The sequence below is a fragment of the Thalassococcus sp. BH17M4-6 genome, from assembly GCF_049323015.1.
GTDB lineage: Bacteria > Pseudomonadota > Alphaproteobacteria > Rhodobacterales > Rhodobacteraceae > Puniceibacterium.
Window position 1 is genome coordinate 1 of record NZ_JBMPGU010000021.1, and the last position, 26,595, is coordinate 26,595.

31 protein-coding genes are annotated in these 26,595 nt (G+C 65.7%); 11 read left to right on the forward strand and 20 right to left on the reverse strand.

What is annotated here, in order from left to right; all coding sequences use genetic code 11:
• From ACOXXX_RS20040 to ACOXXX_RS20055, 4 genes are all read left to right on the forward strand, one after another.
• Positions 1–1,146 (forward strand): acetyl-CoA C-acetyltransferase (locus ACOXXX_RS20040; RefSeq protein WP_422828404.1); only part of this gene is annotated, 1,146 nt, incomplete at its 5' end.
• 46 nt (positions 1,147–1,192) lie between these two features.
• A complete protein-coding gene (locus tag ACOXXX_RS20045; RefSeq protein WP_422828405.1) occupies positions 1,193–2,014 on the forward strand; it encodes a patatin-like phospholipase family protein in 822 nt (273 codons plus the stop codon).
• An 88-nt stretch (positions 2,015–2,102) separates the two neighbouring features.
• Positions 2,103–2,825, forward strand: coding sequence for an acetoacetyl-CoA reductase (gene phbB, locus ACOXXX_RS20050; RefSeq protein WP_422828406.1), 723 nt, complete (start codon positions 2,103–2,105; stop codon positions 2,823–2,825).
• Positions 2,826–2,982: 157 nt separating this feature from the next.
• Complete coding sequence (locus ACOXXX_RS20055) at positions 2,983–3,915, forward strand: VOC family protein (RefSeq protein ID WP_422828407.1); 933 nt, start codon at positions 2,983–2,985, stop codon at positions 3,913–3,915.
• 175 nt (positions 3,916–4,090) lie between these two features.
• Here ACOXXX_RS20055 and ACOXXX_RS20060 read toward each other — a convergent pair whose 3' ends face one another.
• The 3 genes from ACOXXX_RS20060 to ACOXXX_RS20070 form a co-directional block, all read right to left on the reverse strand.
• Positions 4,091–4,264: a YdcH family protein gene (locus ACOXXX_RS20060; RefSeq protein ID WP_422828446.1), complete on the reverse strand. Its 174-nt coding sequence runs from the start codon at positions 4,262–4,264 to the stop codon at positions 4,091–4,093.
• Positions 4,265–4,380: 116 nt separating this feature from the next.
• Positions 4,381–5,154, reverse strand: coding sequence for a tRNA1(Val) (adenine(37)-N6)-methyltransferase (locus ACOXXX_RS20065; protein WP_422828408.1), 774 nt, complete (start codon positions 5,152–5,154; stop codon positions 4,381–4,383).
• Positions 5,144–5,359 carry a DUF2007 domain-containing protein gene (locus ACOXXX_RS20070; protein WP_422828409.1) on the reverse strand — a complete coding sequence of 72 codons (216 nt, stop codon included), beginning with the start codon at positions 5,357–5,359 and terminating at the stop codon, positions 5,144–5,146. Before ACOXXX_RS20070 ends, ACOXXX_RS20065 begins: the two co-directional genes overlap by 11 nt.
• Positions 5,360–5,413: 54 nt before the next feature.
• Between ACOXXX_RS20070 and ACOXXX_RS20075 the strand changes: the two genes are divergently transcribed.
• Entirely contained in the window at positions 5,414–6,415 is a 1,002-nt protein-coding gene (locus ACOXXX_RS20075) for a polyprenyl synthetase family protein (RefSeq protein WP_422828410.1), read from the forward strand.
• 72 nt (positions 6,416–6,487) lie between these two features.
• On the opposite strand, the gene ACOXXX_RS20080 is transcribed toward ACOXXX_RS20075, so the two are convergent.
• From ACOXXX_RS20080 to ppk2, 6 genes are all read right to left on the reverse strand, one after another.
• A complete protein-coding gene (locus ACOXXX_RS20080) occupies positions 6,488–7,339 on the reverse strand; it encodes a 4-(cytidine 5'-diphospho)-2-C-methyl-D-erythritol kinase (RefSeq protein WP_422828411.1) in 852 nt (283 codons plus the stop codon).
• Complete coding sequence (locus ACOXXX_RS20085; RefSeq protein ID WP_422828447.1) at positions 7,326–9,002, reverse strand: tetratricopeptide repeat protein; 1,677 nt, start codon at positions 9,000–9,002, stop codon at positions 7,326–7,328. The genes ACOXXX_RS20080 and ACOXXX_RS20085 overlap by 14 nt, the downstream gene beginning before the upstream one ends.
• A gap of 175 nt (positions 9,003–9,177) precedes the next feature.
• On the reverse strand, positions 9,178–10,827 hold the full coding sequence (locus tag ACOXXX_RS20090; protein WP_422828412.1) for an electron transfer flavoprotein-ubiquinone oxidoreductase: 1,650 nt from the start codon (positions 10,825–10,827) through the stop codon (positions 9,178–9,180).
• A gap of 110 nt (positions 10,828–10,937) precedes the next feature.
• The gene (locus ACOXXX_RS20095) at positions 10,938–11,567 is read right to left on the reverse strand and encodes a DUF998 domain-containing protein (RefSeq protein WP_422828413.1); all 630 of its coding nucleotides are present in this window, start codon (positions 11,565–11,567) and stop codon (positions 10,938–10,940) included.
• A gap of 71 nt (positions 11,568–11,638) precedes the next feature.
• The gene (locus tag ACOXXX_RS20100) at positions 11,639–11,875 is read right to left on the reverse strand and encodes a YdcH family protein (protein WP_422828414.1); all 237 of its coding nucleotides are present in this window, start codon (positions 11,873–11,875) and stop codon (positions 11,639–11,641) included.
• Between the two features lie 38 nt (positions 11,876–11,913).
• Positions 11,914–12,840, reverse strand: a complete 927-nt coding sequence (ppk2, locus tag ACOXXX_RS20105) for a polyphosphate kinase 2 (RefSeq protein WP_422828415.1) — start codon at positions 12,838–12,840, stop codon at positions 11,914–11,916.
• A 273-nt stretch (positions 12,841–13,113) separates the two neighbouring features.
• On the opposite strand from ppk2, the gene greA reads away from it, so the two are divergent.
• Together greA and ACOXXX_RS20115 are read left to right on the forward strand one after the other, a co-directional pair.
• A complete protein-coding gene (greA, locus tag ACOXXX_RS20110; protein ID WP_422828416.1) occupies positions 13,114–13,584 on the forward strand; it encodes a transcription elongation factor GreA in 471 nt (156 codons plus the stop codon).
• A 16-nt stretch (positions 13,585–13,600) separates the two neighbouring features.
• On the forward strand, positions 13,601–14,608 hold the full coding sequence (locus tag ACOXXX_RS20115; protein ID WP_422828417.1) for a hypothetical protein: 1,008 nt from the start codon (positions 13,601–13,603) through the stop codon (positions 14,606–14,608).
• 78 nt (positions 14,609–14,686) lie between these two features.
• Here ACOXXX_RS20115 and glp read toward each other — a convergent pair whose 3' ends face one another.
• From glp to ACOXXX_RS20140, 5 genes are all read right to left on the reverse strand, one after another.
• Positions 14,687–16,765: a gephyrin-like molybdotransferase Glp gene (gene glp / locus ACOXXX_RS20120; protein WP_422828418.1), complete on the reverse strand. Its 2,079-nt coding sequence runs from the start codon at positions 16,763–16,765 to the stop codon at positions 14,687–14,689.
• Positions 16,762–17,253: a molybdopterin-guanine dinucleotide biosynthesis protein B gene (gene mobB, locus ACOXXX_RS20125; protein WP_422828419.1), complete on the reverse strand. Its 492-nt coding sequence runs from the start codon at positions 17,251–17,253 to the stop codon at positions 16,762–16,764. The genes glp and mobB overlap by 4 nt, the downstream gene beginning before the upstream one ends.
• A complete protein-coding gene (gene mobA / locus ACOXXX_RS20130) occupies positions 17,250–17,879 on the reverse strand; it encodes a molybdenum cofactor guanylyltransferase MobA (protein WP_422828420.1) in 630 nt (209 codons plus the stop codon). The genes mobB and mobA overlap by 4 nt, the downstream gene beginning before the upstream one ends.
• Positions 17,876–18,442 (reverse strand): hypothetical protein, encoded by a 567-nt coding sequence (locus ACOXXX_RS20135; protein WP_422828421.1) that lies wholly within the window; start codon positions 18,440–18,442, stop codon positions 17,876–17,878. Before ACOXXX_RS20135 ends, mobA begins: the two co-directional genes overlap by 4 nt.
• Before the next feature lie 126 nt (positions 18,443–18,568).
• On the reverse strand, positions 18,569–19,456 hold the full coding sequence (locus tag ACOXXX_RS20140; RefSeq protein ID WP_422828422.1) for a formate dehydrogenase accessory sulfurtransferase FdhD: 888 nt from the start codon (positions 19,454–19,456) through the stop codon (positions 18,569–18,571).
• A gap of 49 nt (positions 19,457–19,505) precedes the next feature.
• Between ACOXXX_RS20140 and ACOXXX_RS20145 the strand changes: the two genes are divergently transcribed.
• Together ACOXXX_RS20145 and ACOXXX_RS20150 are read left to right on the forward strand one after the other, a co-directional pair.
• Positions 19,506–20,219, forward strand: a complete 714-nt coding sequence (locus tag ACOXXX_RS20145; RefSeq protein ID WP_422828423.1) for an AzlC family ABC transporter permease — start codon at positions 19,506–19,508, stop codon at positions 20,217–20,219.
• On the forward strand, positions 20,216–20,542 hold the full coding sequence (locus ACOXXX_RS20150) for an AzlD domain-containing protein (protein ID WP_422828424.1): 327 nt from the start codon (positions 20,216–20,218) through the stop codon (positions 20,540–20,542). Before ACOXXX_RS20145 ends, ACOXXX_RS20150 begins: the two co-directional genes overlap by 4 nt.
• Positions 20,543–20,563: 21 nt before the next feature.
• Here ACOXXX_RS20150 and ACOXXX_RS20155 read toward each other — a convergent pair whose 3' ends face one another.
• The 4 genes from ACOXXX_RS20155 to ACOXXX_RS20170 all read right to left on the reverse strand — a co-directional run bounded on the left by ACOXXX_RS20155 (position 20,564) and on the right by ACOXXX_RS20170 (position 22,385).
• Positions 20,564–21,187 (reverse strand): hypothetical protein, encoded by a 624-nt coding sequence (locus ACOXXX_RS20155; RefSeq protein ID WP_422828425.1) that lies wholly within the window; start codon positions 21,185–21,187, stop codon positions 20,564–20,566.
• 31 nt (positions 21,188–21,218) lie between these two features.
• Complete coding sequence (locus ACOXXX_RS20160; RefSeq protein ID WP_422828426.1) at positions 21,219–21,353, reverse strand: aa3-type cytochrome c oxidase subunit IV; 135 nt, start codon at positions 21,351–21,353, stop codon at positions 21,219–21,221.
• Positions 21,354–21,455: 102 nt separating this feature from the next.
• Entirely contained in the window at positions 21,456–21,914 is a 459-nt protein-coding gene (locus tag ACOXXX_RS20165) for a DUF6173 family protein (protein ID WP_422828427.1), read from the reverse strand.
• A gap of 9 nt (positions 21,915–21,923) precedes the next feature.
• Complete coding sequence (locus ACOXXX_RS20170) at positions 21,924–22,385, reverse strand: Lrp/AsnC family transcriptional regulator (protein ID WP_422828428.1); 462 nt, start codon at positions 22,383–22,385, stop codon at positions 21,924–21,926.
• Between the two features lie 101 nt (positions 22,386–22,486).
• Here ACOXXX_RS20170 and ACOXXX_RS20175 point away from each other — a divergent pair, with 101 nt between their 5' ends.
• Positions 22,487–22,717: a DUF6356 family protein gene (locus ACOXXX_RS20175; protein ID WP_422828429.1), complete on the forward strand. Its 231-nt coding sequence runs from the start codon at positions 22,487–22,489 to the stop codon at positions 22,715–22,717.
• A 54-nt stretch (positions 22,718–22,771) separates the two neighbouring features.
• On the opposite strand, the gene ACOXXX_RS20180 is transcribed toward ACOXXX_RS20175, so the two are convergent.
• Complete coding sequence (locus ACOXXX_RS20180; protein WP_422828448.1) at positions 22,772–23,809, reverse strand: MBL fold metallo-hydrolase; 1,038 nt, start codon at positions 23,807–23,809, stop codon at positions 22,772–22,774.
• Positions 23,809–25,521, reverse strand: coding sequence for an acyl-CoA dehydrogenase (locus ACOXXX_RS20185; protein WP_422828430.1), 1,713 nt, complete (start codon positions 25,519–25,521; stop codon positions 23,809–23,811). The genes ACOXXX_RS20180 and ACOXXX_RS20185 overlap by 1 nt, the downstream gene beginning before the upstream one ends.
• A 123-nt stretch (positions 25,522–25,644) precedes the next feature.
• Here ACOXXX_RS20185 and ACOXXX_RS20190 point away from each other — a divergent pair, with 123 nt between their 5' ends.
• Positions 25,645–26,595: an L-threonylcarbamoyladenylate synthase gene (locus ACOXXX_RS20190; RefSeq protein WP_422828431.1), complete on the forward strand. Its 951-nt coding sequence runs from the start codon at positions 25,645–25,647 to the stop codon at positions 26,593–26,595.

Sequence of the window (26,595 nt, forward strand, 5' to 3'; positions counted from 1 at the left end):
CGCACGGCTGTCGGCAGTTTCGGCGGGTCGTTCGCCACGACGCCCGCGCATGATCTGGGGGCGGCGGTGCTCGAGGCGCTGGTCGACCGCGCCGGGATCGACAAGGCCGACGTGTCCGAAACCATCCTGGGCCAGGTCCTGACCGCCGCTCAGGGCCAGAACCCCGCCCGCCAGGCGCATGTGAACGCCGGTCTGCCGCAGGAAAGCGCGGCCTGGGGCATCAACCAGGTCTGCGGGTCGGGCCTGCGCGCCGTGGCCCTGGGCGCGCAGCACATCCAGCTGGGCGATGCCGAGATCATCTGCGCCGGCGGGCAGGAGAACATGACCCTGTCGCCGCATGCCGCCAACCTGCGCGCCGGTCACAAGATGGGCGACATGAGCTATATCGACACGATGATCCGCGACGGCCTCTGGGATGCGTTCAACGGCTACCACATGGGCCAGACCGCCGAAAACGTCGCCGAAAAGTGGCAGATCAGCCGCGAGATGCAGGACGAATTCGCCGTCGGATCGCAGAACAAGGCCGAAGCCGCGCAGAAGGCCGGCAAGTTCGATGACGAGGTCATCCCCTTCACCGTCAAGACCCGCAAGGGCGAAACCGTCGTCGACAAGGATGAATACATCCGCCACGGCGCCACCATCGAGAACATGCAGAAACTGCGCCCCGCCTTCACCAAAGACGGCACCGTGACCGCCGCCAACGCCAGCGGCCTGAATGACGGCGCGGCGGGTGTGCTGCTGATGTCCGCCGACAACGCCGAAAAGCGCGGGATCGAGCCGCTGGCGCGCATCGTGTCCTACGCCACCGCGGGCCTTGACCCGTCGATCATGGGCGTGGGCCCGATCTATGCATCGCGCAAGGCGCTGGAAAAGGCCGGCTGGAAGGCCGAGGACCTGGACCTGGTCGAGGCGAACGAGGCCTTCGCCGCCCAGGCCTGCGCGGTCAACAAGGACATGGGCTGGGATCCGGCCATCGTGAACGTCAACGGCGGCGCCATCGCCATCGGCCACCCGATCGGCGCCTCGGGCGCGCGGGTGCTCAACACGCTGCTCTTCGAAATGAAGCGCCGCGACGCCAAGAAGGGCCTCGCCACGCTCTGCATCGGCGGCGGCATGGGCGTCGCACTCTGCGTCGAGCGTCCGTAACCCACCTGACCGGAAAAAGGACGGGCCCTGCCGGGCCCGTTTCCAAATGATCCCCACAGATCCAGACCAGATCGTCTTTTCCGGCGGCGGCTTGCGCTGCTTTTGGCAGGGCGGCTTCATGACCGAACTCGCCAGGACACACAGCTTTGCACCAAAGCGGATCACCGGGGTGTCGGGCGGCGCGCTGGCCGGGGCGGCGTGGATTGCCGATGTCGAAAACAAACTGCTCGAAACCATGTGCGAGGCGTTCGAGACACGCGACAGCAATCTCGATCTCTTCAGCGCGGACGAAGACGGGATCACGCCGCACCAGCGCCTTTACTGCGATGTGGTTCTGACGGTTCTGGACACCGCCGCCTGCGAAAAGATCGCAAACGGCCCGCAATTCCAGATCCTGATCGCGCATCCGCCCTCGACCGGCCTGCCCACGCTCACCGGCACGGCGCTGGCGGCGGCTTACGAGGCGGAACTTCACGCCATAGGCTCTCCGCATTTCAACTGGGCCGAAAAGATGGGCCTGGAGGCGCACCTGGTCGATGCGAACCAGGCCGCGCGGGACGGCAAGCTCACCGACCTGGTCAATGCCGCCGCGGTGATCCCGCCGGTCTTTGAACCGCCGCTGTGGCAGGACAAGCGTGTCGTCGATGGCGGCATGGCCGATCAGGCGCCCATGCCCGAGCCAAACGAGGGCGTCACGCTGGTGTTGCTTACGCGGGACTACAAGCGCCTGCCGGAGGTCGCGGGCCGCCACTACATGTCGCCCAGCAAGGAAACGCCGGCGGACAAGATCGATTTCACCGATCCACAGAAGATCCGGGACACCTGGGCGCAAGGAGAACGCGATGCCCGCCAGTACCGTCAGGAATGACGGGACAACGACAAGCAATAATATTGCGCATCTCTGCGCATCAAGATAACAAGATTACCAAGATAGAATAGCCAGAACGGAGGATATCATGGCAAGAGTTGCACTCGTCACCGGCGGAAGCCGCGGCATCGGAGAGGCGATTTCCAAGAGGCTCAAGGCGGATGGCTATGACGTCGCCGCGACCTACGCGGGCAACGACGACGCGGCGGCGAAGTTCACCGACGCCACCGGCATCAAGACCTACAAGTGGAACGTCGCCGACTACGACAGCTCGGCCGCGGGCATCAAGCAGGTCGAAGAGGATCTGGGCCCGATCGACGTGGTCGTCGCCAACGCGGGCATCACCCGCGACGCGCCGTTCCACAAGATGACGCCCGAGCAGTGGAAAGAGGTGATCGACACCAATCTGACCGGCGTTTTCAACACTGTCCACCCGGTCTGGCCCGGCATGCGCGAACGCAAGTTCGGGCGGGTGATCGTGATCAGTTCGATCAACGGTCAGAAAGGCCAGTTCGCGCAGGTGAACTATGCCGCGACCAAGGCCGGCGATCTGGGCATCATCAAGTCGCTGGCGCAGGAAGGCGCGCGCGCGGGCATCACCGCCAACGCCGTCTGCCCGGGCTACATCGCCACCGAAATGGTCATGGCGGTGCCGGAGAAGGTGCGCGAGTCGATCATCGGCCAGATCCCGGCGGGCCGCCTGGGCGAGCCCGAGGAAATCGCGCGCTGCGTGGCCTTCCTGGCCTCCGACGACGCGGGCTTCATCAACGGCTCCACCATCTCCGCCAACGGCGCTCAATTCTTCGTCTAGGCACTTACGAGGAAAGCCCGCAAGGGCTTGATGAGTTGCCCCGGGCCTCAGCGCCCGGGGCTTTTTCGTGCGCAGGTGCACACTGGCGGCGCGACTTGCCGGGCTTTTCGGCAGATACGCACGGGCTATATCCTTTTGCAACGGACAGGAGGATACCATGCTCAAACAGATCAACGGCCTGCATCACGTGACCTCGATCGCCAGCGGGGCCCAGACCAACAACGATTTCTTTACCAAGGTGCTTGGGCTGCGCCGGGTAAAGAAAACCGTGAATTTCGACGCGCCCGACGTCTATCACCTCTATTACGGAGATGAGATCGGCACGCCCGGCACCGTCATGACCTATTTCCCCTTCCCCAACGCCGCGCGCGGCCGCCAGGGCACGGGCGAGGTCGGCACCACCGCCTTTGCCGTGCCCAAGGGCGCGTTGGGCTTTTGGCAGGACCGTCTGGACGGCTTCGGCGTGTCGGGTCTGAAAAGCGAGACCCGGTTCGGCGAAGACCGCCTGGCGTTCAACGGCCCCGATGGCGACGGCTTTGCACTGGTGGAAACCGATGGCGACAGCCGCACGCCCTGGATCGGCAACGGCGTCAACGAAGACACCGCGATTCGCGGATTCCATTCCGCCGACATGCGCCTCAAGGACGCCGCCGCCAGCGCCGAGCTTTTGCGCTTCATGGGGTACGAAGAGGTCGAGCGTGCCGGAAACATCACCCGTTTCCACGTGCCGAATGGCAACGACGCCAATGTCATGGATATTGTCGAGCTTGATGCGCCCCGGTCGGATCAGGGCGCGGGATCTGTGCACCACATCGCCTTTTCTGTCGACAACCGCGACACCCAGCTCGAGGTGCGCAAGGCGCTGACCGACACAGGCTATCAGGTGACCCCTGTGATTGACCGCGACTATTTCTGGGCGATCTATTTCCGCACCCCAGGTGGCGTGCTTTTCGAGGTGGCGACCAACGAGCCCGGTTTCGACCGGGACGAGGATACGGCACATCTGGGCGAGGCGCTGAAACTGCCCAGCCAGCATGAGCATCTGCGCCCGCAGTTGGAATCGGGCAACCTCGAACCGATCGAGGATTGATCCGATCAGGGTCGCCCGCTGGCAACCGTAGCGACCCGACTCTGACCCGACGCCTTTCGCGCGCCGGGTCGGTCGATTCGCTTATATGCGTTTTTACCGAGTCCCGACCGCCGTTATCGGTGCCAGGTCAGCACGTCGAAGGCTGTGCCATCGTTCAGGGCGTCCGACCCGCGCGTCAGTGCATGGTCTGCGACAGGCGCGTGATCTCTTCCTTGAGGCGCAGTTTTTGCTTTTTCAGTTCGGCGATTTGCAGATCGTCAACACCTGGCGCGCGCTGCGCCTCTTCCACTTCGGTCGAAAGGGATTGATGCTTTTTCTTCAGTTCCTGCAGGTGCGAACTCAAGCTCATGTGATCCTCCTTATGAATGGACTGGACCTCGAGTGCACCACAGATTTCGCTTTCTGTCACGCCGCAAGCGCAGCATAGCCCTAACGAAGCGTTACAATGCTGAAAGCATGGGCCGTTCAGGCGGGAAACGACAGCGCCGCGCCGCACCGCAGAACCGCGGCGATCTGCGGCGCATAATCTTCGCGATCCTCGACATGGGCGGGGCTGTCGTGCAGGATCACCGAGGCATGCAGGCGAAACGCCGCGCGGCCCTGCTTGCGCCCACGGATCAGCACAAGCTTGGGATCGCGCCCGCTGCGCGGTGCCAGCGGCAGGACCTGCACCGCATGCAGATGCGCGGCAAAGGCCGCCAGCAGTTCGGGCAGCCGCGCGGCCCGCTGGATCATCGTGACGGTGCCGCGCGGGTCGGTGCGCCGCGCGGCGACGGCCACCCAGTCGGACAGAGCGGTCGGCCCGGCAAGGCCGGTTTCCCGGCCCGCATCCTCTGCGGCCATGCGCCGACCCGGTTCGAAATAGGGGGGGTTGGCGATCACGTGATCGAACCGCTGCTGCTTGAGATCGGTCGGCAACTCCGTCAGGTCGGCGGTCACGATCTCGGCGGGCAGGTCATTGGCGGCGGCGTTGCGCCGCGCCAGATCGGCATAGGCGGGCTGCAGTTCGATCCCGGTCAAGCGCAGGCCCGGCACCCGCGCGCCCAGGGACAGAAGCGCCGCCCCGGCCCCGCAGCCCAGGTCGAGCACCGACTGGCCGGTGCGCGCGGGCACGGACGCCGCCAGCAACACCGGATCGACGCCGGCGCGGTAGCCGTCCCTAGCCTGCCACAGGCGCAGCTTTCCCCCAAGAAAATCGTCGCAGGTCAGTTCGGCCTCGGCGAAAGGCTCAGTCCTCAAACCGGACCCCGTTCGTCCGCAGGATACGCCGGGCATCGTTCAGATCGGCGCTGCGCACCATCAGGCGGCGCGGCAAAATGCCGATTGATCCTTCCAGGACGCTCATGTTTACGTCCAATTCAAAGCTGTCTATACCCTCATCTTCAAGGAGGGTGCGGGCCAGGGGGATCAGCGTGATGTCATTGGTGCGCAATAACTCTTCCATGCGGATTAGATAGGGAACGACCGCCCCGCTGTCGAGCCTTGTCAGGAGAGATGAATGAGCCTGGATACGCCCGCAGCAAAGCCGCACGAACGGCTGGCCGAAACGCTGGCCACGGACCTGACCGAGGTCAATGCCCTGATCCGGGCGCGCATGGCGTCCGAACACGCCCCCCGCATTCCCGAAGTGACCGCGCATCTGGTCGAGGCTGGCGGCAAGCGTCTGCGGCCCATGCTGACCCTCGCCGCGGCGCGCATGTGCGGCTACGACGGGCCCTACCACGTGCATCTGGCGGCGACGGTCGAATTCATCCATACCGCGACGCTGCTGCATGACGACGTGGTGGACGAAAGCGCGCAGCGCCGCGGGCGGCCCACGGCGAACCTTTTGTGGGACAACAAGTCCAGCGTGCTGGTGGGGGATTACCTTTTTGCACGCAGCTTCCAGCTGATGACCGAAACCGGCAACATGCGGGTGCTGCGCATCCTGTCGGACGCGGCGGCGACGATTGCCGAGGGCGAGGTGCTGCAATTGACGGCGGCGCAGAACCTGGCCACGACCGAGGCGATCTATCTGCAGGTGGTGCGGGGCAAGACCGCCGCGCTCTTTTCCGCCGCGACCGAGGTGGGCGGGGTGATCGCGGGCGTGGACGAAACACACGTCAGATCGCTCTTCGATTACGGCGATGCCCTGGGCGTGGCGTTCCAGATTGTCGATGATCTTCTGGATTATCAGGGCGATGCCAAGGCGACCGGCAAGAATGTCGGGGACGATTTCCGCGAACGAAAATTGACGCTGCCGGTGATCAAGGCGGTGGCCCTGGCGGATGCCGACGAACGCGCCTTCTGGAAACGCACGATCGAGAAGGGCGATCAGCGCGACGGCGATCTTGAGCAGGCGCTGGCGCTGCTCGAGGCGCATGGCACGCTGGAGGCAACGCGGCAGGACGCGCTGGAATGGGCGACGCGGGCGAAGGCCGCGATGGCGTCGCTGCCGCCGCACCCGCTGCGCGACACGCTGATCGAGCTGAGCGATTACGTGGTCGCCCGCATCAACTGAGCGAAGACGCCCGCAAGGGCGGAGGAGCGGCCCCTCCTCAAGCCCTCGCGGCCTTTCTTCGGGGCGGCAAGGTCAGGACAGGATGCGGGTCGCCCTGCCCCACCAGTCCGGATGATCCGCCGCAATGCCGGCAGCACAGTCCGTGGCGGTCTCTTCCGCGTCGAACCAGCCCCAGCAGGTACTGCCCGATCCCGACATTTCCGCGATATCACTCCAGCCCCGCAACGCCGCCAGAACATCCTGGACCACCGGGGCGATGTCAGGATGGCAGGCGACCGGCGTCAGATCGTTGCGCTGCTGCGCCAGCCAGTCCGCAAAGCGCCCGGTGCCCGGCGCATCCATCCCGATAGAACTGAACTCATTCAGCCGGTCATGCAGGTCGAACACCCGGCCCGTCGGCACGCCGACGCCCGGATTGACCAGTACGAGCCACCCGGTCGGCTGCATCGGCGCGGGCGTCAGAACCTCGCCAATGCCGCGCATCCGCATCGCCCGCGGTGCCGTCAGGCAAACCGGCACATCCGCCCCCAGGGGCAGCGCCTCTTGCGCCGTCAGCGGTGCACAGCCCCAAAGCTCCGACAGCAGCCGGATGGCGCAGGCGGCGTCGGAGGACCCGCCGCCGATCCCGCCGCCGTGTGGCAGGTTCTTGGTCAGACGGATCGCCGCGCCCGCGGTCACTCCGCGCATCTCGCGCAGCTGCTCAGCGGCGCGCAGCACGAGGTTGGCCGCGTCGGTCGGCACGCCTTTTGCAAAGAGACCGTCCACCTGCAATCGCAGCTCGCGCGCGGGTGACACGGACAGGTCGTCACCAACCTCTGCGAAGACCACCAGCGAATCGATCAGGTGATATCCGTCGTCCCGCAGTCCGGTCAGGTACAGGCTCAGGTTGACCTTGGCCGGGGCGCGGCCGTCAATCCTCGCCATTGGCGACGTTGAGCGGCGGCGCGCCTTCTTCCTCAAGCACCTGGTCCAGCCCGACCTCGAGCTTGCGGCGGATGCGCTCGGGGTCGGCCTCTTCCGAGACGTCCTCGAGATCGACGAAGGACAGCGCGCGTTTCCACTGGAATTCCGCCTCGAGCTTGCGGCCCACGGCCCAGTAGACATCGCCCAGATGATCATTGACCACCGGGTCCACCGCCATCAGGGCGGCGGCACGTTCCATATGGCCCACCGCCTCTTCGTAGCGGCCCAGGCGGTAAAGCACCCAACCCAGGCTGTCGACGATGTAGCCGCTGTCGGGCCGGGCCGCGACGGCCCGCTCGATCATCTCGAGCGCCTCGTCCAGCTTGATCTGCTTTTCCACGAGCGAATAGCCCAGGTAGTTCAGCACCTGCGGCTGGTTCGGGTTCAGCTCGAGCGCGGCGCGGAAATCGCTTTCGGAGTTCTCCCAGTCGTCCAGACGCTCGTAACAGATGCCGCGCGCGTAATAGAGGAACCACTGCGTGACGCTGGGCTCTTCGAACGTGTCGAGCGCGCGGGTATAGGCGGCGACCGCCTCTTCGAACTCGCCCTGCTGACGCAGGATGTCGCCCAGGGTCGACTGCACCACCGGCAGATCGCCATGGGTCTGGGCCAGCTGCTCCAGCACCTCGACCGCGGCGTCGACCTTGCCGCTGGCCCGCAGGGCACCCGCGCGGCCCAGTTCGGCGGCGTGAAAGGACGGGTCGTCCCGCGCGACCTTCTTGTAGGCCTGCACCGCCAGATCGTGCTGCTCGAGGCTTTCGAGCATTTCCGCGGTCAGCAGGATCGCATCCACATGACCCGGGCGCAGATATTCCGCGATGCGGGCATAAAGCAGCGTGAAGTCGTCGTTGGATTCGTTGCTGAGCGCACCGGCGAGGGTGTAGTAGACCTCGGCCAGGCCATCGCGGGCGCTCCGGATGTGGGTGAACGGCAGCCGCTCTCCGGCGGTGAGGCTGTCGCGCATTTCGGCCAGGCCGGGGTCGACCTCGATCCCGAAGGCCTCCCGGATCAGGGTCACGGCATCGTCGTTGCGTTCCAGCTGGCTGAGGATTTCGGCGCGGGCCATCACCGCGCGCCGGGTCATCTGCATGCCGCCTGCGGCATTCGCGGCAAACAGTGCCTCGGCGCTTTCGTAATCACCGACCGACGCCAGGGCCAGCGCCTTGTGATAAGAGGCAAAGGCCGACAGCCCGTCGGCCTGCGCCACCTCGTCGAACTGCACCAGTGCCGCGCTCATGTCGCCCTGACCCAGTTCGGCCCAGGCCTGCGCCAGCCCGTCGACCAGCGGGCCGACGCCACGGTCGTCCGCGATCTGGGTCAGGATTTCGGTGTATTTCTCTTCGGCGCCGCGGCTGGCCATCAGCACCATCTGCGCCGCCTGGCTGGTCTGCCCCAGATCGCGCAGCTTTTGCGCAAGCACGATCGCGCGGTCCATGTCGCCCAGCGACAGGTTCGACAGCACCGCCATTTCCAGCAGTTCGGCATTGTCCGGGTCAAAGCGCACGGCGCGGCCGAAATACTCGGCAGCGGCCTTGAAATCGCCCGCAAGGCTGGCCTGTCGCGCCGCCAGATAGTCGCCCGCGAGTCCCGGCGTCTGCGCCGCCGCAGGACTGCCCAGAACCATGGCCAGCGCGGCCCCGCGCAGCAGTCGATTAGCCCAATTGGTCACGTTGCCTCACTCCGCCTGTATCTGTTTCGAGAAGCGTACCTGCTGCCCGGGGGGCATGCAATGCGGCACGCCCGGCCAAAGCGGGACATTGCGGAAACGTGACCGGCCGCGCCGGTCGGCGCGGCACAGCCTACATGTTGGGGTAATTCGGCCCGTCACCGCCCTGCGGGACCGTCCAGTGGATGTTCTGGCTCGGGTCCTTGATATCGCAGGTCTTGCAATGCACGCAGTTCTGAAAGTTGATCACGAACCGCGGGTCCTTGCCGTCTTCCTCGACCACCTCGTAGACGCCTGCGGGGCAGTAGCGCTGCGCCGGTTCCGCATAGGTCGGCAGGTTCACGTCAATCGGCACGCTGGCGTCCTTGAGCGTGAGATGCGCGGGCTGGCTTTCCTCGTGGTTGGTGAACGAAAAACTGACGTTGGTCAGCCGGTCGAAACTTAGCTTGCCGTCGGGCTTGGGGTAGTCGATGGGCTTGAACTTCGACGCCTTGCCGGTGGCGGCGGCGTCGGTCTTGCCATGGCTCAGCGTGCCCAGCGCGGAAAAGCCGAAGGTGTTGGTCCACATGTCGAAGCCGCCCAGCGTCAGCGACGCCACCAGCCCACGCTTGGACCAGAGCGGTTTGACGTTGCGTACCTTCCACAGGTCCTTGCCGATGGCGCCGGTCCGTACTTCGGTCTCGTACTCGGTCAGTTCGTCCGATGCGCGCCCGGCCTGGATCGACTTGTACGCCGCCTCGGCCGCGGCCTTGCCCGACAGCATGGCGTTGTGATTGCCCTTGATGCGCGGCACGTTGACCATACCCACCGAACAGCCCAGCAGCGCCACGCCCGGCGCCACCATCTTGGGCATGGACTGGTATCCGCCTTCGGAAATGGCCCGCGCGCCATAGGCAACGCGTTTGCCGCCCTTCAAAAGCTCGGCCACCATCGGGTGGTGCTTGAAGCGCTGGAATTCCATGTAGGGGTAGAGGTACGGATTTTCGTAATTCAGGTGCACCACGAAGCCCACGTAGACCTGATTGTTTTCAAGGTGATAGATGAACGATCCGCCGCCCGCGTTGCTGCCCAGCGGCCAGCCCATGGTATGGGTCACGGTGCCTTCGCGGTGCTTGTCGGGGTCGATCTCCCAGATCTCTTTCATGCCAAGGCCAAACTTCTGCGGCTCCTTGCCCTTGGAGAGGTCGTATTTCTCGATCACCTCCTTGGCCAGCGACCCGCGCACGCCCTCGCTCAGGAACACGTACTTGCCGTGCAACTCCATGCCCGGTTCGGTGTTGGGGCCGTAGCTGCCATCAGGCTCCAGCCCGAAAACGCCCGCGACAACGCCCTTGACCTCGCCATTGTCACCATAGACCAGTTCCGAACAGGCCATGCCCGGGAAGATCTCGACGCCCAGTTCCTCGGCCTGCTCCGCCATCCAGCGGCAGACATTGCCCATCGACACGATGTAATTGCCATGGTTCGACATCAGCGGCGGCATCGGGAAATTCGGCACCCGCATCTTGCCCGCCTCGCCCAGCATGTAGAAGTTGTCTTCTTTCACCGGAACATTCAGCGGCGCGCCCTTTTCCTTCCAGTCGGGGATCAGCGCATCAAGGCCGCAAGGGTCCAGAACCGCGCCCGACAGGATATGCGCGCCGACCTCGGAGCCTTTTTCCAGCACGACGACGTTCAGATCGGCATCAAGCTGCTTGAGCCGGATTGCGGCAGAGAGCCCGGCGGGCCCCGCGCCGACGATCACCACGTCGTATTCCATCGCTTCGCGTTCAATATCGGCCATGTCGGACGGCTCCCATGCTGATTGCGCGGCCCCTGGACCGGCGGAAAACATTCGCATTCAGCTAAACCAGCGATGTCGCCAATTCAATCGCGACACGACGTAAAATTGCGCTATCGCGACGTTTGAACACGTCCCGGCGAACGGATGAGCTGCCAGCCGAAACAACAGACCCAGACCGTGGTGACGACGCCCAGAAAGCGTTCGAACGCCCCGTCATAAGCGGTGGGCAGCAGGAAGAACACCGGCGCGCCAATCCCCCACAAAGCCGCGCAGACCCACGACACCCGGGTCAGGCCCAAATGCTGCCCGACCAGCCCGGCCAGCGCGAATACGGCGGTGAAGAGCACGCCCATGGCGTAGACCACGTAGATGTGGATCACCACGCCTTCGTTGTCGCCGTCGCCATATTCGTTGCGCACCGCGATGATCGTCACGCAAAGCGCGAGCAGGGCAAGGCCCAGGATCACGAAATTCCACGCGCGCTTGCCGGGATGCGCATGCGCCGCCGCGATGGCCAGCGCCAGCAGCGACCCGGCATAGCAGTAAAGCGTTACATCCTGAATGATCTCGTACCGCCCGGCCGCCAGATCGCTGACAGTGTCGGCGACCCAGTCGTGCCCGGGCACAAGGATGCTGCCGACGACGTTACCCGCGATCAGCGCGATCGCGCCCAGAATGGCGATGATGCCCGCGCCGCGCATCAGATGCGGGTCGCATGGCCTGTCGTCGCAGTTGTCCATAGCGCCCCGCAGATGAGTTCAATAAGGGCAAACGTGCCTCGGGGCACATGGGTTCCCGGCCAAGAGTTCCGCTAGTGCGCGAGCATGGCCGCGATATCGTCCTTGAGCCGCATCCGCTCTTTGCGAATCTCGGTCATGCGCTGGTCGTCCAGAGGGGCGACGCCGGTTTCGGCGCGGCGCACGGCGCGGTTGACGTCATGGTATTTCTCGCAAAGCCGGGCGAAATGCGCGTCGCTCGCCTTGAGGTCATGAATTTTCTGCACCTGATCGGGAAAGTCGGCGGCCAGTTCGTGGGGAGTGTGGGACATCATTGTCTCCTGTCCTTGGTTGAAAATGGTGCGGTGCTTCAGCCGCGTCTGGCGGCCGGGTGGGTGGCCGCGGTCAGAATATGGTCAGAGGCGTGCACCACGTGGCTGGCCTGCCCCACGATCAGCGGATCGGGGGCGGTGGCGATGCTGTCATCCTTGCCGGGGTAATCGATCTGACTCAGGAAATGCTTCATGCAGTTGAGCCGTGCGCGCTTCTTGTCGTTCGACCGGATCACCGTCCAGGGCGCATCGGCAGTATCGGTGTAAAAGAACATCGCCTCTTTCGCCTGGGTGTACTCGTCCCATTTATCCAGGCTCGCCCGGTCGATGGGCGACAGCTTCCATTGCTTGAGCGGATCAGTCTCTCGCGCGGCAAAGCGGCGCTTTTGTTCACCTTGCGTGACCGAGAACCAGTATTTGAACAGCCGGATGCCCGAGCGCACCAGCATACGTTCGAATTCGGGTGTCTGGCGCATGAATTCGAGGTATTCGCCGGGTTCGCAAAAGCCCATCACCCGCTCGACCCCCGCGCGGTTGTACCACGATCGGTCGTACAGCACGATTTCGCCGCTGGTCGGCAGATGCTTGACGTAGCGCTGAAAAAACCACTGACCGCGCTCATCATCCGATGGTTTGTTAAGCGCCACGACCCGGGCCGACCTGGGGTTGAGATGTTCGGTAAAGCGCTTGATCGTGCCGCCTTTGCCCGCCGCGTCGCGACCTTCGAAAAGCAGCACGTATTTCTGCCCGGTCTCCTGCACCCAATGTTGCACCTTGAGCAATTCGGCCTGAAGCCGTGCCTTCTCCTCTTCATAGACGCGGCGGCCCAGCCGGGTGGCGTAAGGGTATTCGCCCCGTTCGAATCCCAGAACCCCGGCGTCGGGCCCTTGCGTTTCGGGCGCCGCGCCGGTTGGGACGGGCGCCTGCGCGGCGGCGGCTTTGGCGGTGATCGTGTCGGATGTCATGGCGGCCCTCTCATGAGTCGATGATTTTGGGCACAGACTGCCCGCACGGTGCGCCGGGCTGCCATGATCCAGATCAACGGGACGGTGCGATACCGCCGGTTTCTTGCGCGGTGTGGCGCCGCCGCAGCCCGCAGCCCGTTGCACCGCAGGCGGCCTTGCCCTATTGCCAACACCGGCAGCTTGCGCGCACAGTCGGGGCTGACAGATGTGCAAGCACGCGGGCGGCGCTGATCTCCGCCCCAATCGACGATACAAGTTTCGGGACAAAGACCCATGGAAAAGCTACCGATGACCCGCGCGGGTTTCTCCGCGCTCGAGGCTGAATTGAAGCAGCTGAAATCCGTTGAACGCCCCGCCGTGATCCAGGCCATCGCCGAGGCGCGCGAACTGGGCGACCTCAAGGAAAACGCCGAATATCATTCGGCCCGCGAAAAGCAGGGCTTTATCGAAGGCCGCATCAAGGAGCTTGAGAGCGTGCTGGGCCTGGCCGAGGTCATCGACCCCAAGACCCTGAACGGCCCGATCAAGTTCGGCGCCACGGTCCAGTTGGTCGACGAGGACACGGACGAGGAAAAGACCTGGCAGATCGTCGGCGAACACGAGGCCAATATCGAAAAGGGCCTGTTGAACATCAAATCGCCCATCGCCCGAGCCCTGATCGGCAAGGAAGAGGGCGACAGCGTCGAGGTGCGCACCCCGGGTGGTGACAAATCCTACGAAGTGCTGAAGATCGACTACATCTGAAGCTTGGGACAGGGCCATGGCCGACACCAACGAATCGCGACCCACGCCTTTGGGCCTTTACGATCGCCGTGACCGTGGCGGCGTGTCGGGGATCGAGATCACGGCCGCAGCACTCAGCGTGGCGTGGCTGCTGCTGGCGGGCGGCTTTTTCCTGTTCGTCAGCGACGGCGATACCGACGGCATCCGCTTTCTGCTGACGCTGATGACGCTGTTCCTGCCGGTGGCGATGATTTGGGTTGCCGCCACGGCGACCCGCGCCAGCCGCGTGATGCGCGAGGAAAGCGCGCGGCTGCAGACCGCCATCGACGCGATCCGCCATGCCTACGTGGCGCAGGCACAGGGCCAGGCGGGCAAGCCCGACAAACCCGATCAGGCGATCAGCAAGAAGCTCGACGATATTGCGGCGGCGCAGAAAAAGACGGAAACCGCGCTGGCGATGTTCACTTCGACCCGGGTGGCGCAGGCCAATACTGTCGCCCCCGCCGCGCCCATGGCAGCCACCGGGGAACAGCCCGCGCTGGCGCTTGGCACGCCCGCGGATTCGCTCGATCCGCCGCTGTCCAACGCCGATCTGATCCGGGCGCTGAACTTTCCCGAAACCGCGCAGGACAATGCCGGATTTGCCGCCCTGCGCCGCGCGCTGAAGGACCGCCCGTCGGCCCAGCTTGTGCAGGCCGCGCAGGACGTGCTGACCCTGCTGAGCCAGGACGGCATCTATATGGACGATCTGCGGCCCGACGCCGCGCGCACCGACGTCTGGCGCCGCTTTGCCGCCGGGGACCGGGGCCGCGCCATCGCCGCTTTGGGAGGGATCCGCGACCGGTCGTCGCTGGCGCTCACGGCCGGACGGATGAAGCAGGATCCGATCTTTCGCGATGCCGCGCATCACTTCCTGCGGCTTTTCGACAAGACCTTTGCCCGGTTCGCCCCCACGGCCACCGACGAAGAAATTGCCGATTTCGCCAACACCCGCACGGCCCGCGCCTTCATGCTGCTGGGGCGGGTGGCAGGCACCTTCGACTGATATCCTGCTGTGCAGGATACGAGAGACGCTGTCTCTCGTGCTCTCTGAGGTATTTGCGAACCAGAGAAGCAGAGAGCGTCAAAGACCGAAGCTGGCGAATGGCAGATAGCGGACCGGATTGCCGGGCCGGACATGGCGTTCCTCGTCGCCCAGTTCGACCAGTCCCTCCGCCCAGCTCAGGCCCGAGATGCGCCCCGACCCTTCGGAGCGGAAGACCTCGGCCCGGCCGTCGCGCACCCTGGCGCGCAGGTATTCGCGCCGCCCCGGTTTCTTGCGTTTTTCAAAGGCCGCGGGCAGGTCAAAGCCTTGCGGTGCGCTCCAGCCTGCGCCGGACAGCAGCGCCATGGCGGGGCGCGCGAAGATCAGCGTGCAGACCAGCGCCGCGACCGGGTTTCCGGGCAGGCCGAAAACCGGCTTGCCCCGCCACAGACCCAGCGCCAGCGGCCGGCCCGGTTTCAGCGCGATGCGCCATTCCTGCATCGCGCCCGCATCGCGCAAGAGCGCCGAAACGTGATCCTCGTCCCCCGCCGACGCGCCGCCGGAGGTCAGGATCACATCCGCCCCCTCCGCCGCCGCATCCAGCCGCGCACGCAAGGCCGCGCGGTCGTCGGGCACACGCCCCATGTCCTGAGCGGCGTGGCCCCAGCGGTCCAGCATGCTCAGCAGCATCGGGCGGTTGGCATCGAAAATCTGGCCCGGAGCGGCGGTCTCTCCGGCCTCGCGCAGTTCGTCACCGGTGGACAGGACAGCGACGCGCAGCCTTTCGTAAACGGGCACCTGCCCATGCCCCACGGCGGCAGCCAGCGCCAGATCGGCGGGCGTCAGCACCCGCCCCTGGCCCAGTGCGACCTCGCCCGCCGCCACGTCCTCGCCCGCCTTGCGGGTGTTCGCCCCGGGTTTGAGCGTGCCGCGAAACGCGACCTCTGATGCGTCCGCGCGCACGTCTTCGTCCAGTACCACCGTGTCGGTGCCCTCGGGCAGTGCGGCGCCGGTCAGCACCCGCAGGCAATGCCCCTCGGGCACCCGGCCCGCATTGGGTTTGCCCGCTGCCGACCGCCCCACCGCCAGCGGCAGCCGCAGGGTGTCGGGGCCCAGCAGGGAACTGTGAAAGGCATAGCCGTCGACGGCGGTATTCGCCTCGGGCGGGTTTGGACGCCGGGCCGTCAGGTCCTGCGCCAGCACCCGGCCCGCCGCTTGCATCAGCGGCACGCTGTCCTGCGCGACGACCGGGTTCAGGCGGTCGCGCAGCATCGCCAGTGCCGCATCGACCGGGGTCCAGTCCACGCCAGCGGGCAGGGCGAAACAGTCGTTGCGCAGGGGCGGCGGCTGCAAAGGGACGGCCCTGCCGTCGGGCGGCACGCCCAGGATCCAGCCCTCCTCGGGCGCTGAGACGTCCAACAGTCCCGCCAGCCGATCCGGCGCCATCCCGGCCAACCAGCCCGCCACGCTCGCGACCTGATGCGCATCCTTGATGACACCCGTTGGCGCGTCCGTGACTGTGAGCGAGGGCCAGATCTCGACCAAGGCAATCGGCGTCTCAAGCGGCTCGAACGGCCAGACCGCGACCTGCCCTGCAAAGGCCCGGCGCAGGCGCGCCAGCACCGGCAGGCCCATGAAAACCTGGCTGCCCACTGCCCCCGCGCCCGCCAACTGCCAGCAGGTGAACGCCCCCTTGGCGCGCGTTTCGACCTCGCGCCGCTCGGCAAACGGGTTGGCATAGTCCGCCTTGGTCCGTGGCAGCCCGTCGATGTCGCGTTGCAGACCGTTCATCCAGAACGGCCCCTTGCCGCCCAGCAGGCGGTTGATCTCGGCCGCGACATCGAAGCGGTTGTTGGCCTTTGGCGCATCCTCGATCCGCTCCGCAAACCAGTCCCACAGCACCAGCGGATCGTCCTGGCCGGTCACCGCGCGGGCAAAGCCGCGGGGATAGCCGAAGGGAAAGTCGAACCCGGCCATCACCCGCCGCCCGGCGCTCAGTTCAACGGCGAAGAATCGGTGCAACCAGTCCTCGGCAACCTGCCGATTGCGCAGATAGACCGGATCTTCGGCCACACCCCCCCGGACCACTGCCGCCCAGATCGCATCCTTCTTTGGGGCCTTGCCACGGTCGTTGCCGCCCGACCAGTCGACCATCACAAAGGTATCGAACCGGGTCACAGACCCACCTCTTTTAAAATGAAGTCGGCGATGGCGCGGGTGTCGTTCAGATCGAAGACCGGGCGGTCGCTGTTCAGCGGACTGTCACTGGCGATGGCGCGGATCGTGGGGTCGCCGGGGGCGATCAGCGCATTTCCGGTTTCGGCGCGAAACGCCTCGACCTTGGGGTGGCGGTCGCGCTTGTAGCCTTCGATCAGCACCAGATCGACCGGGGCAAGCTGGGCCAGCAGCGCCTCCAGCGCGGGTTCCTCGGCGCCGCGCAGCTCGGTCATCAGCGCGGTGCGGTTGCGCGAACTCAGCATGACCTGCGACGCGCCCGCGACGCGGTGGCGGTGGCTGTCCTTGCCGGGGTGATCGACGTCAAAGGTATGATGCGCATGCTTGACGGTGCTGACAGTGAAGCCGCGCCCGGTGATGTCGGTCACCAGCCGCTCCATCAGCCCGGTCTTGCCTGCATTCTTCCAGCCGGTGACGCCGTAGAGTCTCATACCATCGCCTCTGCCCGCGCCAGATCCTCTGGCGTGTTGACGTTGAAGAACGGATCCGCCACGCTGGCATCGAACACCGCCTCGCGTCCGTTCTGCGCCTCGGTCCAGAGGACGACCTTCTTCAACCCGCTCTGCAACGCGTCGCGCAGATCCTCGCGCAGCGCCACCGGCCACAGCCCGAAGGTCGGGTGCCGGATCAGGCCAGAGCGCGATTTGCTGCGGGTCTGCGCCTCGCCTTCGGTCGCGGCCAAGACCAGCGGATGCGTCTGCCCGTCCGCTGCGGCCTGCAACCGCGCCACCAGATCGCGTGGAAAGAACGGCGTGTCCGCCGCCACGGTCACGATGGTCTTCGCCCCCTGTCCGGCGGCCCAGTCAAGCCCGGCCAGCACGCCCGCGAGCGGGCCGGGAAAGCCCGCGATGCTGTCGGGCAGCACCGGCAGGCCGAACCCATCGAACCGGGCGGGATCGCCATTGGCATTCAGCGCCATGGCATCGACCTGCGGGGCCAGCCGCGCGATGACATGGTCAAGCAGCGTCTGCGCCCCCAGGGTCAGCAGGCCCTTGTCGCCACCGCCCATCCGCGTTGCCTGACCGCCTGCAAGGATGATGCCAAGGGGGCGGGTCACGCCGCGGCCTTTCGGCGGGCCACACGGTCCGACACCTCGGCGATGAAGGCCGCGCGGCTGCGTCCCTCCGGCAGGGCGGAATCGGGGACGATGATCCCGAAGGTGCCCAACGGGATCAGGGTGACATCGGGCAGCTCGACCACGGGCCGCGCCAGCGAAAGATCGGCCTCGCGCGCGCTCAGACGGGTTTGCTCGCGCAGCCGCTCGGCGCCGATCTGCAGGGTGGAATCCCCTTCCGCCGCAGACAGCTCGGCCAAGTGGCGGCACAGCCGGCGCTGATGAAGCATGACGACGACAAGGCTTGTGAACAGGCCGAAAAGGAAGGTCGCCAACAGGGGAAAAACCGGAAGGTCGTACGCCAGATCGGGCCTTAAACGAAAGTACGCCAGAGAGGCGAGAAAAATCACCACCCAGCCGCAAACCCACGTCAGCCAGCCGAACTTTCTGCTGCCGGACTGCTTCGCGAGGCCCTTGGTCAGCATCTGGCTGGCCCGGGCCACAACCGCGGGCGCAAGCCGGTAGCGCAGCGTCAGGATGTCTGGCCAAGGTTCACGATCATCCATGTGCCACCTCTGCGCGGTGCCAGTCCTTCCTTTTGGCGCGGATCCCGGCCGGGTCTCCGGCCAGCGCCCGTAGCCGCATGCCATGCCGGATCTCTTGAAAGCCAGGATCATTGGGAAACGTGTAGGTCACTCGGCGCTCTTTCGTCCATGTTTGCGGCTTTCGTCCGGCACGCTGTCGGGGTCGATATCGCGGACCAACCGGTCTTCTCCGCTTAGGCAGACGAACCGCCTGCCGCGCATCCGCCCGATGCAGGTCAGGCCCACTTGCCGCGCGATCTCCACCCCCCAGGCGGTGAAGCCCGAGCGTGAGGCCAGAACCGGGATGCCCATGAGCGCGGTCTTGATCACCATTTCCGAGGTCAGCCGCCCGGTGGTGTAGAGGATCTTGTCGTCGGCCCCGACCTCGTGCTTCAGCATCCATCCCGCGATCTTGTCGACCGCGTTGTGGCGCCCGACATCCTCCATATAGACCAGCGGGCGGTCAGCCTGGCACAGGACCGTGCCGTGAATCGCCCCGGCCTCGAGATAAAGCGACGGTGTCGTGTTGATCCGCGCCGCCAGCGCATAAAGCCACGAGGTCCGCAGCTCCGTCGCGGGCAGGCGCACTTGATCAAGGCCTTCCATCATGTCGCCGAACACGGTGCCGACCGCACAGCCGCTGGTGCGGGTCTTTTTCTTGACCTTCTCTTCATAGGTTGTCTGGCTCGCCGTGCGCACGACCACAACCTCAAGGTCCTCGTCATACTCGACGCCCGTGACCTCGTCGCCGTCCTGCAACATCCCCTGATTGCGCAGAAAGCCGAGCGCCAGATACTCGGGGTAATCCCCGATGGTCATCGCTGTGACGATTTCCTGGCTGTTGAGGAAGATCGTCAGGGGCCGTTCCTCGACCACCGAAATCTCGACCTCCGCGCCGGTCTGGTCGCGTCCGGTCACGGAACGGGTCAGGCGCGGGGCCTTGGGATCGGGGGCGATGAGATATTCGGGGGCGTCGCTGGTCAGAGGCAATTGCATCTTTCCCGTCCGTTGGTTAGCCAGAGCCTGGCAAGACTAGGGGACAGTGATGGCGGGCACCAGCGCAATGTCAAGCTACTGGCGTGGCGTCCGCGACGCGCTCCCTTTCGTGATCATGGTCGTGCCCTTCGCGATGCTCTTTGGCGTGGTGGGCACGGAGTCGGGCCTGACGGTCACGCAGACCGTTTCGTTCAGCGTCGTGGTGATCGCCGGGGCGTCGCAGTTCACCGCCTTGCAGCTTCTGAACGAAAACGCGCCGGTTGCGGTGGCGCTGGCGTCGGCCATCGCGGTGAACATGCGCATGGCGATGTATTCCGCGTCGCTCATCCCGCATCTGGGGCCTGCGCCGCTGTGGCACCGGATCTTCATCGCCTATTTCCTGGTCGATCAGACCTATGCCGCCTCGATGCTGGAGTTCGAGCGCAGCCCGCGCATGACGCTGGCGGAAAAGACCGCGTATTTCTTCGGCATCGTCACGCCGATCTGCCCGCCGTGGTATGTGGCGACTTGGGCGGGCGCGGTGCTGGGGTCGGCCATCCCGACCGAACTGGGGCTGGATTTCGCCGTGCCCATCGCCTTTCTCGCGATGATCGCGCCGCTATTGCGCACGCCTGCGCATCGGATCGCGGCGCTGACCTCGGTCGTGCTGGCGCTGGGGTTCGTCTGGCTGCCTTACAACCTGGGCCTGATCGTCGGCGCATTGGGCGGCATGCTGGCGGGTGGACGGGCCGAGCTTTGGGCCGAACAAAAGGCCGCGACATGATTGACGCCCCCACCATCTGGATCGTGATCTTCGGCCTGGGGCTGGCGAGCTTTGCGCTGCGTTTCGTCTTTCTGGGCTTCGTCGGAAACCGCCCTCTGCCGCCGTGGCTGTTGCGGCACCTGCGCTACACGGCGGTCGCCGTCCTGCCCGCGCTGGTGGCGCCGCTGGTGCTGTGGCCCAGTGCTACGGACGGGCAGCCCGACCCAACGCGTCTGGTCGCGGCCGCTGTGACCTTCGGCGTGGGTTACGTCACGAAAAACGTGGTTTTTGCCATGATCGCCGGGGCAACCGTGCTGATCGGGCTGGGCTATCTGCTGGGTTAGATCTTCGCGCCTGACCGGGGATCAGTTGCCCGGCACACCCGCATCCAGTTCGCGGATCGCGATGGATTTGTCATCGGCGTCGTTCTCGTACAGCCTGCGGGTCGACACGCCCGGGATGGCGCCGAACTGTTCGGACAGGTTGTTGGGGAACCATGTCGACCTGATGCCGCCGAACCCGGGCAATTGCTGCAGGATCTTCGCCGTGCTGGCCGCGCATTGCGCCTGCGGCACCGGCCCGCTGGCCTGGGCCAGCCGCAGGGCCTGTTCCGCCACTTCGGGCGACACCTCGATGCGCTGGATGATCACATGATAGGTCTCCCGCGCGTGGGCGCGAGCATAGAAATCGGCGATCTCCGGCGTGACACCGTAAAGCACATCGCGGACTTCGGGCAGGCGGGAATGCCGAACGGACCCCGCCGGATCAAAGATCACACGCTGCGATGCGTTGATCATCATGCTGGTATGCGCGCCCGATCCGGAGCGGTTGTTGACCATCGTGTAAAGCGTCAGCGCCGACGGGCCGTTGTGGCGATAGACGGCCCTTGCCACCTCTTCGGGGCTGGCATCCTCGCCGGATGTGTTGGCCGCGCATCCTGCCAGCGACAGCGCCGCAAGGCCCATCAGCAACCACAATACCAGACGCATGATAAGGACCTTTCAGCCGCGAAGCCCAAGCTTAGCCGTTGATCATCGCCAACAGGATCACCGCCACCAGAATGACGATAACGGTCTTGGTGACGAAGCTGATGAAGCCTGCAAAGGTCTTTTCCTGAACTTCGATGTCCATTTCGCCGTGCTTGTGTTCTGCCATGTCAATCCGTCCCCGGTTAGCGTTGTCGAAGCGTGGTTAGCGCATTTGCCCGGCCCTGTCACCACGTCAGAACCGCGCATTCTGACGCGGGCGCCTGCCGCCTCAGTCGGTGTCGAGTTCGGCGGCCAGACGAAAGCCGATGCGGCGCGGCGCCGCGGCGGCGGTCACCTTGGGCAAGGCCCGCAGGAGCACGCTGAGCTGGCTCACATGCTGGATCAGCTGGGTGCGCGTGCCGCGGTCGTCGCTGCCGTAGAAGGTGACGATATCGGGGTCGAAATAGCCCATACCCTCGATTCGCAGTACGCCCGCCTGCCCGCCGGTAAAGCCCATGGCAACCTCTTGTTCATTGTCCAACTGCTCTTCGAACTTCTGGATGTAAAGGATCAGCCGCTCATAGGCCCATTCCGCCGGGGATTTCGCGGCAACGGGCTTGCGCTTGACCGCGTCAGGCAGGTCCTCGGTGGTTGTGGCGCCCTGCGCATCATCGCAATGCACGTCGACCTTGCGTGGCAGGGCGGTCGCCTCGTGCGCCTCGGCGATAGTGGCAATCTCGTCGGTCATGGCGGTCCTTCATAGCGGCAGGGCGGTGGTGTCCTTGATCTCTTCCATAACGAAGCTGGCAGAGATATCCGAGAGCGGAACCTGCGCGATCACACGTTTGTAAAAGGCATCATAGGCGGGCACATCCGCGACCCGCACGCGCAGCAGATAATCAAGGTCCCCGGTCATGCGATAGGCGCCGATGATCTCGGGCATGGCGCGGATGACCTTTTGAAACTGCGCCATCCACTTGGCGTCATGCGCGCTGGTGCGCACCATGACCATCACATCGAGCGGGCAGCCAACGCGCGCGGCGTCGACCAGAACGACCCGACCGCGGATGGTGCCCGCTTCCTCCATCAGGCGGATACGGCGCCAGCAGGCGTTGCGCGACAGGCCGACACGGTCCGACACCTCGTCGACGCTGAGGCTGGCATCCTTTTGCAGAACGGTGAGGATACGACGGTCTGTTTCGTCAATCTTCGCAGTCATGTTGGGATTTTATCCCAAAACATACCGCAAGCAAGGTCTGATTTGGGACCTTTGCCCGCCCGCCATCGGCGATACCAGCACCAACCGAAAAGGAGACCGACATGACCACCACACTGACCGCCCCGCTGAGCCGCCTGTTCCGCGACCACCCCGCCAAGGTCGGCGAAAGCTATCTGCAGCACATGTTCTTTGCCCTGGGCTTTGCCTTCTGGCTGGCGGTCGCTGCGGGGGCTGCGCTGGTGCACGCGCTGATCCCGGCGCTGTGCGAAACCACGGCCAGCCGCATTCTGTGCCGTCTGCACGGCAGGATCACCCGCCGTCACGCGCGCTGAGGTGCCGGAAGATTCGAATTTTCCGGCCCGTTTTCCTTGAGGGAAAACGCGCGCCTAGACCTGCTGGAACACCCAGGCCCCGTCGGCGCGCAGGCTGCGCGTGGCACGGCCTTCGTGCCAAAGGTGCAGGCAGTGCGCCATGGATTCGACGAGGGCGAGACCGTATTCGCCCTCACCGATCTTGCGTTTGAAGAGCGGGGCAAAACAGTCGCCCGCCGCACGCGGCTCGGCCAGATGCGCCTCGAGCCGTTCCAACGCGCCATGGTGATTGTCGATAAGCTGTCGCATCCGTTGCGGCAGGCCGGTAAAGGGCAGCTTGTGCCCGCCCAGAACCAGATGATCGGGCCGCGCCAGCGTGCTCAGCCGTTCGCAGGCCTCCAGCCAGTCGGCGACGGGGTCGGCCTCGGGTTCGGTGGCATAGACGCCGATGTTGGAGGAGATCGACGGCAGGATCTGGTCGCCGCCCAGCACAAGGTTGTCATCCCGCGACCAGAGCGTCGCGTGTTCGGGCGCATGGCCATTTCCGATATGCACATCCCAGTCACGCCCGCCCAGCCGCAGCACGTCGCCCTGTTTGATCCGGGCAAAGCCCAAGGGCATCGGATAGACCACATCGGCAAAGTTGAAGGGCCGTTCGGCCTGCCGTTTGGCAAGGATCTCGGCATCCATGCCGCAGCGCCGCCAGTAGGTCAGCGTCTCTTCGGTTGGGCGGTCCTGCGCATCCAGCGTCAGCATCCGCGCGAAAAGCCACGCGGTCCGGGTCGCCAACAGGCGCGCCCCCTGCCCCTGGAACCAGCCGGCCAGCCCGACGTGATCGGGGTGGTGATGCGTGATCAGAACCCGGTGCACCGGCTTGCCCGCCAGCGGCCCGTTCAACAGCCTTTGCCAGATCCCCACCGTGCGCCTTGAATGAAACCCGGTATCGATCAGCGTCCAGCCGTCGCCATCGTCCAGCGCGTAGACGTTCACGTGATCAAGCTTCATCGGCAGCGGCAGGCGCATCCACAGCACACCCTCGGCCACCTCTGTAGCCGTGCCTTCGGCAGGCGGTTCGGCCCAGGGGTAGCGGATGACGTCGCCCGCGCCGTCCATCATGCGGCCAGATCGTCCGTGCTGAGCGCGTAAAGATCGTCCGAACCCGCGCGCGCCTGCGCAAAGAGGCTTTTGTGTTCCGCCAGCAGACGCAGGATGTAGAACCGCGCCAGCCGCGCCCGCGCGCCCCCCGGTTCGGCCACCGCGGCCCGCAGGTGGAAGTAGCCGCCCAGCACCCGCGCGAACCCACGCAGGAACGGCACCGCCCCGGCAAAGCGCGTGGTCATGTCCTGCTGCGCGACCAGCCATTCCACCGTCTCGCGCAGCGTCTCTGCTGCCTGCCAGACCGGTTCGGCCAGATCGGGCAGATCGGATTTCGCCGCTTCGGCAAAGGCTTCGATCTCGTCCAGCAAGGCAAAGGCCGCGTCGCCGCCGTCCATCATCTTGCGCGCCACAAGGTCCATCGACTGGATGCCGTTGGTGCCCTCGTAGATCGCCGTGACCCGTACGTCGCGGCAATACTGCGCGGCGCCCGTTTCCTCGATAAAGCCCATGCCGCCGTGGACCTGCACGCCGGTGTCCGACACCGCGATGCCGGTGTCGGTGCCGAACGCCTTGGCAATCGGGGTCAGCAGCGCGGCGCGGGCGGACCAGTCGGCATCCCCCGTGGCGTGGGCCATGTCGATGGCCACGGCGCAGGACAGGGCGATGGCCCGCGCGGCAAAGACATCCGCCTTCATCGTGGCCAGCATCCGGCGCACATCGGCGTGATCGACGATCGTATTGCCGCCCTCGACCGGGGTACGGCCCTGCTTGCGGTCCATGGCGTAGTCCAAGGCGTGCTGATACGCCGCCTCGGCCACGCCGATGCCCTGCCCGCCGACACCGAGGCGCGCGTTGTTCATCATGGTGAACATGCATTTCATGCCGTCATGTTCGCCGCCGACCAGCCAGCCGGTGGCACCGTCGTATTCCATCACCGCGGTGGGCGATCCGTGCAGGCCCATCTTATGCTCCAGGCTGACCACCCGCAGATCGTTGGCCTTGCCGGGGGTGCCGTCGTCGTTGGGCAGGTACTTGGGCACCATGAAAAGCGATATACCCTTTGTCCCGTCGACCCCGTCCGGCAGGCGCGCCAGGACCAGATGGCAGACGTTTTCGGTGAAATCGTTGTCGCCCCAAGAGATATAGATCTTCTGCCCGCTGATGCTGTAGGAACCGTCGCCGTTGGGCTCGGCCTTGGTCCGCAGCGCGCCCACATCCGACCCGGCCTGCGGTTCGGTCAGGTTCATCGTTCCGCACCATTCGCCGCTGATCAGCTTGGGCAGGTAGGTCGCCTTGATCTCATCGCTGGCGTGGTGTTCCAGCGCCTCGATCTGGCCCTGGGTCATCAGCGGGTTGAGCTGGATCGCCAAACACGCGGCGCTCATCATCTCGTTCACCGCCGTCGTCACCGTCATCGGCAGGCCCATGCCGCCATGTTCGGGATCCGCCGCGATGGCGACCCAGCCGCCTTCGGCGATGGCCTTGTGCCCCTCGGCAAAGCCGGGCGAGGTGCGCACGACCCCGTTTTCCAGGCGCGCCGGATGCTGATCCCCGGCGCGCTGCAGCGGGGCCAGCACCTCTTCGCACATCTTGCCCGCTTCGGTCAGGATGGCATCGACCATGTCGGGCGTGGCTTCGGAAAAACGGTCGGTGGCGGTGACGGCGTCAAAGCCCACGACATGGTCGAAAAGAAAGCGATATTCGGAAATCGGCGCGCGGTACGGCATGACTGTCTCCACTGCGGATGGCTTGGCAAGGTGCCGCGACTCCCCTATGCAGAGCCGCGCTGTTGGGGTCAGATTTATCCCCGCCGCGTGAAGCATCAACCGAAACGCCGCGTCACGGGACCCATGAACCAGCCCGCCCTTCAACGTCTAGGCACCGATGCCGACGCCCTGCGCGCGGCCGCGACCCACCTGCGCGACGGGCATCTTGTCGCCTTTCCCACTGAAACCGTCTACGGGCTGGGCGCCGATGCGGGCAACGATCACGCGGTCGCCGGGATCTTTGCCGCCAAGGGCCGGCCCAGCTTCAACCCGCTGATCGTGCATCTCGCCGAACGGGATGCGGTGCAGGCGCTGGTGCGCTGGTCGGACGCGGCTGAGGCACTGTCGGATGCCTTCTGGCCCGGGCCGCTGACCCTTGTGCTGCCGCTGATGCCCGGCGCGCCGGTGTCCAGGCTGGTGACGGCGGGGCTGGACAGCCTGGCGGTGCGAATGCCCGCGCATCCGGTGGCGCGGGCCCTGCTGGCGGAATTCGGCGGCCCGGTCGCCGCGCCGTCGGCCAACCGGTCGGGCCAGATCAGCCCCACGACGGCGCAGCACGTGGAACAGGGCCTGGGCGACCGGATCGCGGCGCTGGTGGATGCCGGGCGCTGCGACGTGGGTCTGGAATCGACGATCCTGGGCCTGACCGGCCAGCCGACCCTGCTGCGCCCCGGCGGCATCACCGCCGCGCAGATCGAAACGGTACTGGGCCGACCGCTCGCCCAGCGGCGCGATACCGAGGCGATTACCGCGCCGGGGCAGCTTTTGTCGCACTACGCACCCACGGCGCCTGTCCGGCTGAATGCCACACAGTGGCGCCAGGGCGAGGCGCGGCTTGGCTTTGGCGCGGTCAAGGCCGACCTGAACCTGTCGGAACGTGGCGACCTGACCGAGGCGGCAGCGAACCTCTTCGACTACCTGCACCGGCTGGACGCCACGGGGGCCAAGGCCATCGCCGTCTCGCCTATCCCGCATCGCGGCCTCGGCATCGCCATCAACGACCGGCTGAGCCGAGCCGCCGCACCGCGCGGCTGA